Raw genomic sequence first — 6,341 nt, forward strand, 5'->3', positions numbered from 1 at the left:
GGCACGCCGCATGTCCGCCACCGCCGTCGCGCCCTTCTCGCTGAAGGATTTCTTCAAGAGCTTCCTGCTGCTGGAGCTGTTCAAGGGCATGGCCCTGACCGGCCGCTACGCGCTGCGGCCCAAAGTCACGCTGCAGTATCCGGAGGAGAAGACGCCGCTGTCGCCGCGCTTCCGCGGCCTGCACGCGCAGCGCCGCTACCCCAATGGCGAGGAGCGCTGCATCGCCTGCAAACTGTGCGAGGCGGTCTGCCCCGCCATGGCCATCACGATCGAGTCGGCGCAGCGCGAGGACGGCACGCGCCGCACCACGCGCTACGACATCGACCTGACCAAGTGCATCTTCTGCGGCTTCTGCGAGGAGGCCTGCCCGGTCGACGCCATCGTCGAGACGCACATCTTCGAATATCACGGCGAGAAGCGCGGCGACCTGTACTTCACCAAGGAGATGCTGCTGGCGGTCGGCGACCGGTATGAGAAAGAGATCGCCGCGGCCAAGGCGGCCGACGCCAAGTACCGCTGAACGAGGAGCCGCCCCCGGGCCCGAACGATCATGGATTTCGTCGCAGGATTCTTCTACGTCTTTTCGGCGGTGCTGCTGTTGGCGGCGCTGCGCGTCATCACGGCGCGCAACCCGGTGCACGCGGTGCTGTACCTGATGCTGGCCTTCTCGCAGGCGGCGGCGCTGTGGCTGCTGCTGAAGGCCGAGTTCCTCGGCATCGCGCTGGTGCTGGTCTACCTCGGCGCGGTGATGGTGCTGTTCCTGTTCGTCGTCATGATGCTCGACATCAACGTCGACGCGATGCGCGCCGGCTTCTGGCGCCACCTGCCGCTGGCGCTGATCCTGGGCGCGGTGGTCAGCGTCGAGTTGATCGCGGTGGTCTGGGCCGGGTTCCCGACCGCCACCGCCGACGCGACGGTGGCCATGCGCGCGATGCACGCGCCCGATCACCACAACACCGCCGAGCTGGGCCGGCTGTTGTTCAGCGCGTACCTGTACCCGGTGCAGGTCGCCGCCGTGATCCTGCTGGTGGCGATGGTGGCGGCGATCGCCCTGACGCTGCGCGGCCGCAAGGACACCAAGACCATCGATCCGGGGCTGCAGGTGCGCGTGAAGGCGACGCAGCGGCTGCGCGTGCTGTCGGTGCCGCCGGCGCGCGTGGCCGCTGCGGCCCCGAAGCAGGAGGAGGGCGCATGAGCACGCTGGGCAGTCTGGGGGTCGGCCATTTTCTCGCGGTCGGCGCGATCCTGTTCGCGCTGTCGGTGGTCGGCATCTTCCTCAACCGCAAGAACCTGATCGTGCTGCTGATGGCCATCGAGCTGATGCTGCTGGCCGTCAACATCAACTTCGTCGCGTTTGCGCACTACCTGGGCGATCTGCACGGGCAGGTGTTCGTGTTCTTCATCCTGACCGTGGCGGCAGCCGAGTCGGCGATTGGCTTGGCGATCCTGGTGCTGCTGTTCCGCAACAAGTCCTCGATCGACGTCGAGACGCTCGACACCCTCAAGGGTTGAGGGCCACCCCCGCAACCCCACCGATCCCCCGAGAGACCATGACGACCCTATCCGCAAGCATGCTGCTGGCCGTGCCGCTGGCGCCGCTCGCCGGCGCCGCCGCCGCCGGCATCCTCGGCACCCGTCTGGGCGGCAACTGGATCGGCCGGCGCTGGTCGCACAGCCTGACCATCCTGGGCGTGCTGGTGTCGTTCATCCTGTCGGCCATCACGCTCAAGCGCGTCGCGCTCGACGGCGCCTACTTCGACCAGACGATCTACGAGTGGATGGTGATCGGCGGCCTCAAGATGGAGGTCGGCTTCCTGGTCGACGGGCTGACCGCGATGATGATGTGCGTGGTCACCTTCGTGTCGCTGATGGTGCACATCTACACCATCGGCTACATGGAGGACGACCCCGGCTACAACCGCTTCTTCGCCTACATCTCGCTGTTCACCTTCTCGATGCTCATGCTGGTCATGAGCAACAACCTGCTGCAGCTGTTCTTCGGCTGGGAGGCGGTGGGCCTGGTGTCGTACCTGCTGATCGGCTTCTGGTTCCACAAGCCGACGGCGATCTTCGCCAACATGAAGGCGTTCCTCGTCAACCGGGTCGGCGACTTTGGCTTCATCCTCGGCATCGGGCTGCTGGCGGCCTACACCGGCACGCTGAACTACAACGAGATCTTCGACCAGGCCGACAAGCTCGCCACGATCGAGTTCCCGTGGTACGTCTTCGGGCAGGAGGCGATGCTGGTGACGGTGATCGGCATCTGCCTGTTCATCGGCGCGATGGGCAAGAGCGCGCAGTTCCCGCTGCACGTCTGGCTGCCGGACTCGATGGAAGGCCCGACCCCGATCTCGGCGCTGATCCACGCCGCGACGATGGTGACGGCCGGCATCTTCATGGTCGCGCGCATGTCGCCGATCTACGAGCTGTCGGATGCGGCGCTGAACTTCATTCTCGTCATCGGCGCCATCACCGCGCTGTTCATGGGGTTCCTGGGCATCATCCAGAACGACATCAAGCGCGTGGTGGCGTACTCGACGCTGTCGCAGCTGGGCTACATGACGGTGGCGCTGGGCGCGTCGGCCTACTCGGTGGCGGTGTTCCACCTGATGACGCACGCGTTCTTCAAGGCGCTGCTGTTCCTGGCGGCCGGCTCGGTCATCATCGGCATGCACCACAACCAGGACATCCGCTGGATGGGCGGCGTGCGCAAGTACATGCCGATCACCTGGATCACCTTCCTGCTGGGCACGCTGGCGCTGGTCGGCACGCCGCTGTTCTCGGGCTTCTACTCCAAGGACGCGATCATCGAGGCGGTGCACTTCAGCAACCTGCCGGCCTCGGGCTTCGCGTACGCCGCGGTGCTGGCCGGGGTGTTCGTGACCGCGTTCTACTCGTTCCGGGTGTACTTCCTGGTCTTCCACGGCGCCGAGCGCTACGACCAGAACCCGGACGCGCACCACGGCCACCACGGGGATCACGACGACCACGTCGACGGCAAGCCGCACGAGTCACCGTGGGTGGTGACCGCGCCGCTGCTGCTGCTGGCGGTGCCGTCGGTGGTGATCGGCTTCCTGACCATCCAGCCGATGCTGTTCGGCGAGTTCCTGGCCGCCTCGATCGAGGTGCACGCCGACCAGCACCCGGCGATGGCCAGGTTCGCGCAAGCCTTCCACGGCCCGCTGGCGATGGCGCTGCACGCCTTCAGCACGCCGCCGTTCTACCTGGCGCTGGCCGGGGCGGTGTCGGCGTGGTACCTGTACATGGTGCGCCCCGACCTGCCCGGGCGGATCGCCCAGGCGCTGCGGCCGCTGGTGGTGGTGCTGGAAAACAAGTACTACATGGACTGGATCAACGAGAACGTGATCGCGCGCGCGGCGCGCGGCATTGGGGTTGGACTGTGGAAGGGGGGCGACCGCGGCCTCATCGAGACCGGCGTGGTCAACCTGAGCTGGAAGGTCGTCGGCGCGCTGGCCGCCTTGGTGCGCCGACTGCAAACCGGCTTCCTGTACCACTACGCCTTCGTGATGATCGTCGGTGTCGTGGCGCTGATGACCACCTACGTCTGGCTCGCCCGCTGAGGAGAACGCACGCATGGGTCTGCTGAGTCTGGCGATCTGGACGCCGATCGCTTTCGGGACGGTGCTGTTGGCGCTGGGGCGCGACGAGCACGCGCGCGCGGTGCGCTGGCTCGCGCTGGTGGGGGCGCTGCTGGGGTTGGCGGTCACGGTTCCGCTGGTGACGGGCTTCGATGCCTCCTCCGCCGCGATGCAGTTCGTCGAGAAGGCGCCCTGGATCGAGCGCTTCAATGTCCACTACCACCTCGGGGTGGACGGGATTTCGCTCTGGCTGGTGCCGCTGACCGCGTTCATCACGGTCATCGTCGTGCTGGCCGGCTGGGAGGTGATCACCGAGCGCGTCAACCAGTACATGGGCGCGTTCCTGATCCTCTCGGGCCTGATGATCGGCGTGTTCGCGGCGCTGGACGCGATGCTGTTCTACATCTTCTTCGAGGCCACGCTCATCCCGATGTACATCATCATCGGCATCTGGGGCGGCCCGAACAAGATCTACGCCGCCTTCAAGTTCTTCCTCTACACGCTGCTGGGCTCGCTGTTGATGCTGGTGGCGCTGATCTACCTTTACAACGTCTCGGGCGGCAGCTTCGACCTGGCGGCGTGGTGGACGCTGCCGCTGCCGGCGGGCGTGCAGACGGCGCTGTTCTTCGCGTTCTTGGCGGCGTTCGCGGTCAAGGTGCCGATGTGGCCGGTGCACACCTGGCTGCCGGACGTGCACGTCGAGGCGCCCACCGGCGGCTCGGCGGTGCTGGCGGCCATCATGCTCAAGCTCGGCGCCTACGGCTTCCTGCGCTTCTCGCTGCCGATCACGCCCGATGCCGCGCATCAGTGGGCGCCGTTGATCATCGGCCTGTCGCTGGTGGCGGTGATCTACGTCGGCCTGGTGGCGCTGGTGCAGCAGGACATGAAGAAGCTCGTGGCCTACTCGTCGGTGGCGCACATGGGCTTCGTGACGCTGGGCTTCTTCCTGTTCAACGACCTGGGCGTCAGCGGCGGCCTGGTGCAGATGATCGCGCACGGCTTCGTGTCGGCGGCGATGTTCCTGTGCATCGGCGTGCTCTACGACCGCGTGCACTCGCGCGAGATCAAGGACTACGGCGGCGTGGTGGCGACGATGCCGGCGTTTGCGGCGTTTGCGGCGCTGTTCGTGATGGCCAACGCCGGCCTGCCCGGCACGGCGGGCTTCGTCGGCGAGTGGATGGTGATCCTGGCCGCGGTGCGCGAGAACTTCTGGATCGGCCTGCTGGCGGCCACCTCGCTGATTCTGGGGGCGGCGTACTCGCTGTGGATGTTCAAGCGTGTCTACCTTGGCGCGCCGGTGCACGAGCACGTCAAGGCCCTCAAGGACATCAGCGCGCGCGAATACCTGATCCTGCTGCTGCTGGCCATCATGGTGCTGTACCTCGGCATCCACCCCAAGCCGTTCACCGACGCGATGGAGCCAGCGGTGCAGCAGCTGCTCAAGCACGTGGCCGTCTCCAAGCTGGGCTGAGCATCCCTCGCAACCGTTTCGTCTGACAAGAAAGCGACCTGCCGATGATCGATGCCGTCAGTTGGGCCACCGCCACGCCGGAGCTGCTGCTGCTGGCGATGGCGTGCGTGATCGCCCTGTACGACCTGTTCGTCGACTCACCGCTGCGTGATTCCACCTACCGCCTGACGCAGCTGACGCTGGGGGTGGTGGCCGCGCTGGAGGGTTACCTGGCCCTCAGTGGCCAGACCCTGATCGGCTTTGGCGGCATGATCGTCAGCGACCCGATGGGGGCGTGGCTCAAGTGCTTCGCCACCTTGGCGCTGATGGTGACGCTGGTGTACGCGCGTCCGTACGCCGGCGCGCGCGACATGCTGCGCGGCGGCGAGCTGTTCACGCTGTCGATGTTTGCGCTGCTGGGCATGTTCGTGATGATCAGCGGACACCATTTCCTGGTCATCTACCTGGGGCTGGAGCTGCTGACGCTGTCGAGCTACGCGCTGGTGGCGCTGCGACGCGACGACGCGCGCGCCACCGAGGCGGCGATGAAGTACTTCGTCCTGGGCGCGCTGGCCAGCGGCTTCCTGCTCTACGGCCTGTCGCTGATCTACGGCGCCACCGGCAGCCTGCTCGTGCCCACGGTGGCGCAGGCGGTGGCGGCCGGCGTGCGCGAGCCGATGGTGCTCACGCTCGGGGTGGTGTTCGTGGTGGCCGGGCTGGCGTTCAAGCTCGGCGTGGTGCCGTTCCACATGTGGGTGCCCGACATCTACCATGGCGCCCCCACCGCGATCACGGTGCTGATCGGCGGCGCGCCCAAGCTCGCGGCGTTCGCGATTCTGGTGCGGCTGCTGGCCGAGGCGCTGCCGGGCGCGGCGGCCGACTGGGAGTCCATGCTGGCGACGCTGGCCGTGCTGTCGCTGCTGGTGGGCAACCTGGCCGCGGTGGCGCAGCGCAACGTCAAGCGGATGCTGGCGTTTTCCACCATCGCGCAGATGGGCTTCATGCTGCTGGCGCTGGTGGGCGGCATCGCCGGTGGTGGGCACGCGGGCGAGGCCTGGGGCGCGGCGATGTTCTACGTCGTCACCTACGTGCTGACGACGCTGGCCACCTTCGGCGTGATGCTGCTGCTGACGCGCGCCGGCTTCGAGTCGGAGGAGCTGGAGGACTTCGCGGGGCTGAACCAGCGCAGTCCGCTGTACGCCGGGGTGATGGCGGCGTGCCTGCTGTCGCTGGCGGGGATTCCGCCGCTGGTGGGGTTCTACGCCAAGCTGGCGGTGCTGCAGGCGCTGCTG

Annotated in this window: 6 protein-coding genes; all 6 read left to right on the forward strand. The window is 67.1% G+C overall.

Annotated features, from left to right (window positions below; all coding sequences use genetic code 11):
• The first annotated feature begins 10 nt into the window (after nt 1–10).
• Entirely contained in the window at nt 11–520 is a 510-nt protein-coding gene (gene nuoI, locus Tsedi_RS04395; RefSeq protein ID WP_143893950.1) for an NADH-quinone oxidoreductase subunit NuoI, read from the forward strand.
• A gap of 30 nt (nt 521–550) precedes the next feature.
• Nucleotides 551–1,195 (forward strand): NADH-quinone oxidoreductase subunit J, encoded by a 645-nt coding sequence (locus tag Tsedi_RS04400; protein WP_143893952.1) that lies wholly within the window; start codon nt 551–553, stop codon nt 1,193–1,195.
• A complete protein-coding gene (gene nuoK / locus Tsedi_RS04405) occupies nt 1,192–1,512 on the forward strand; it encodes an NADH-quinone oxidoreductase subunit NuoK (protein WP_143893954.1) in 321 nt (106 codons plus the stop codon). The genes Tsedi_RS04400 and nuoK overlap by 4 nt, the downstream gene beginning before the upstream one ends.
• A gap of 38 nt (nt 1,513–1,550) precedes the next feature.
• Nucleotides 1,551–3,581 (forward strand): NADH-quinone oxidoreductase subunit L, encoded by a 2,031-nt coding sequence (nuoL, locus tag Tsedi_RS04410; protein WP_246099177.1) that lies wholly within the window; start codon nt 1,551–1,553, stop codon nt 3,579–3,581.
• Between the two features lie 13 nt (nt 3,582–3,594).
• Nucleotides 3,595–5,070: an NADH-quinone oxidoreductase subunit M gene (locus Tsedi_RS04415; protein WP_143893956.1), complete on the forward strand. Its 1,476-nt coding sequence runs from the start codon at nt 3,595–3,597 to the stop codon at nt 5,068–5,070.
• A 44-nt stretch (nt 5,071–5,114) separates the two neighbouring features.
• A partial coding sequence (gene nuoN / locus Tsedi_RS04420; protein ID WP_143893958.1) for an NADH-quinone oxidoreductase subunit NuoN occupies nt 5,115–6,341 on the forward strand: 1,227 nt, incomplete at its 3' end.

Source organism: Tepidimonas sediminis, assembly GCF_007556605.1.
In the GTDB taxonomy this organism is placed as follows: Bacteria; Pseudomonadota; Gammaproteobacteria; order Burkholderiales; family Burkholderiaceae_C; genus Tepidimonas; species Tepidimonas sediminis.